Raw genomic sequence first — 2,660 nt, 5'->3', positions numbered from 1 at the left:
CTCTCCTACCTGATCCCTGACGTCTTGCAGAAGTTGGGTATCTAATTTAACTCGAAGCCAACGAGTTGGTCAAGATCTAGCCACGACTCCGAGAATGTGTAAAAATGTAAAGCGTGTGGGTTACTTCTTCTCTTGCCACTGCTTTAACACCAACTGCTGTTGCCCTAGGAAACTTTGACGGCATTCACCGAGGGCATCAACAGGTCATTCATCCTATTTTGCAGCACTCTAGCCTTTTACCCGGTCAGTCTGAGCCGATAAATCCTCAAGAGAGGGTTAATCAAGAAGGAAAGCATATTTATCCGACTTTGGCAACCTTTTATCCCCATCCCCGTGAATTTTTTTCCGGTCAACCGTGGAAGCTATTGACACCCAAGCCGGAAAAAGTAGATCAGTTGCAGCGCTTGGGCATTGAACAACTGGTACTACTGCCCTTTGACCAAGAATTGGCGGCATTAAGTCCAGAACAATTCGTGGACAAGATTTTAATTGAACAATTGCGAGCCACCCATGTCAGTATCGGAGAGGATTTTCGCTTCGGATATCGCCGGACTGGAACCGCGAAGGACTTGCAGGCGATCGCAGCCACTTATGGGGTTCAGGTTACCATTGTTACTATCCAAACCTGTCAAGGTGAACGAATCAGTAGTTCCTTAATTCGCCAATCCCTAGAAGAAGGAGATATCCTCAAAGCTAATCGCTTATTGGGGCGTTCTTACAGCATTATGGGTCAAGTTGTCAAGGGGCAGCAATTAGGCAGAACCTTGGGATTTCCCACCGCCAATCTGGAATGGTTCCCCGACAAGTTTTTACCCCGCAATGGGGTTTACTGTGTGCGAGTCAGTCGTCCCTCATTTCCTGACCAATGGGGTGTAATGAATATAGGAGAACGTCCTACGGTCAAAGGAACCTGCTTGACAGTTGAGATTCACCTGCTAAATTGGTCTGGTGATTTATACGGACAGACGATAACCGTGAGCCTAGAGCAATTTTTGCGACCGGAACAAAAATTTGCCTCCCTCAATGATCTCAGGAAGCAAATCCAGGCTGACTGTGCGGCGACAATCACTTTTTTTGAATCTCAGCAATAGGGAATGGGGAAGGGAACATGAGAGAACGGATTGAGCAACTCAAAGAAAATCTGGCTCAGACGATTGTGGGTAAAGCCGATGCGATTCGTTTAGTCCTGGTTGCTTTGCTCTCAGGCGGTCATGCTTTGCTAGAGGATGTTCCTGGGGTGGGTAAAACTCTGCTGGCGAAATCCTTAGCACGTTCCATTGATGGGCGATTTCAGCGAATTCAATGTACACCTGACCTCTTACCGGCGGATATCACCGGGACAAATATCTGGAATCCCAGTAGCCGTGAATTTGAATTTCTCCCAGGTCCAGTCTTTGCCAATATTCTACTGACGGATGAAATTAACCGGGCAACCCCGCGCACGCAGTCAGCATTACTGGAGGTGATGGAAGAACGGCAAGTGACTGTGGATGGGGAATCTCGTAACGTTCCCCAACCCTTTTTTGTGATTGCCACTCAAAATCCGATTGAGTATCATGGCACGTTTCCCTTGCCAGAGGCGCAAATGGATCGATTTACCCTATCTTTATCCCTGGGTTATCCGACGCCTGAGGAAGAACTGCAAATGCTGCAACTGCATCAGGGGGGGATGGTGCTTTCGGAGCTTAAACCCTGTATTTCAACGGAGGATGTTTTGGAGTTACAGCGTCTTTGTCAGCAGGTAAAAGTTGAACGAGAGTTACAGCAGTATATTCTCAACTTGGTACGGGCATCTCGTGAGACGGAAGATGTGGTATTAGGAGTCAGTCCACGGGGTACTCTAGCATTACAACGGGCGGCACAAGCTTTGGCATTTTTGGAAGGGCGAAATTATGCGATTCCCGATGATGTGAAGATTTTGGCTCCTCATGTTTTGTCCCATCGTCTCATGGCAGCAGGAGGGCGACAGGCGAAGCCGATTGTTGAACAGTTATTGCGTTCTGTGGCAATTCCGTAAGTTATCGGTGGGGAGGGCGGGTTTTGTTGTTCCGTTATCGGTGGGGAGGGCGGGTTTTGTTGTTCATTTATCGGTGAATAGCGAAATTTAGTCCCTAAACCCGCCCCTACAGATTCCCTAAACCCGCCCCTACAGATTCCCTAAACCCGCCCCGACAATTGTGCCTAAACCCGCCCCGACGATTTGTCCCTAAAGGGAATTTCTAAAATTGACCATGATACATTTTTAGAGGGTCAGAAATAAAAAATGACAAATGACGTAGCTTGCTTCTCGCTTAGCGAGTATGACGAATGACAAACTATAACAATCTGCGATCGCACACTGTTTTATTTGTACTTGTACTGGTGTGGAGTATCCTTCTTGGTGGCGGTATGGCAGGGGTTTTAAGGGCAGCAGAAACACCCCAACCCCCGAACTCAGAAACATGGGTAGCAATTGGCACTGTTGACCCCATTCCAGATCGTTATCAAACTGGGTTAAAACTCTACCTAGAAAACTGTGGTAGTTGTCATGTTGCCTTACCCCCAGAAGTCCTGCCAACCCAAACCTGGCAGACGCTGCTATTAGAACCCGAACAACATTATGGACAACGGTTAGAGCAGATTCCGCGTCCATTTATCTTTATTGTCTGGAATTATTTACG

General features: G+C 47.5%; 3 protein-coding genes. All 3 read left to right on the top strand.

The features are described from left to right. Window positions 1-113: 113 nt before the first annotated feature. Window positions 114-1,091: a bifunctional riboflavin kinase/FAD synthetase gene (locus tag ACLFWI_RS29165; RefSeq protein WP_446415835.1), complete on the top strand. Its 978-nt coding sequence runs from the start codon at window positions 114-116 to the stop codon at window positions 1,089-1,091. 17 nt (window positions 1,092-1,108) lie between these two features. Further along, window positions 1,109-2,017: an AAA family ATPase gene (locus tag ACLFWI_RS29160; RefSeq protein ID WP_446415834.1), complete on the top strand. Its 909-nt coding sequence runs from the start codon at window positions 1,109-1,111 to the stop codon at window positions 2,015-2,017. 290 nt (window positions 2,018-2,307) lie between these two features. Further along, window positions 2,308-2,660, top strand: a 353-nt coding sequence (locus ACLFWI_RS29155) for a cytochrome C (protein ID WP_446415833.1), incomplete at its 3' end; no start/stop codon positions are given.

The organism is Coleofasciculus sp. (assembly GCF_046539235.1).
In the GTDB taxonomy this organism is placed as follows: domain Bacteria; phylum Cyanobacteriota; class Cyanobacteriia; order Cyanobacteriales; family Coleofasciculaceae; genus Coleofasciculus.
Note: the sequence above shows the minus strand (reverse complement) of the source record. Positions and strands in the feature narration are given on the sequence as shown.

Coding starts and splice junctions, on each gene's coding strand:
- ACLFWI_RS29160 (WP_446415834.1), top strand. CDS start 1,109: ATGAGAGAACGGATTGAGCAACTCAAAGAAAATCTGGCTCAGACGATT.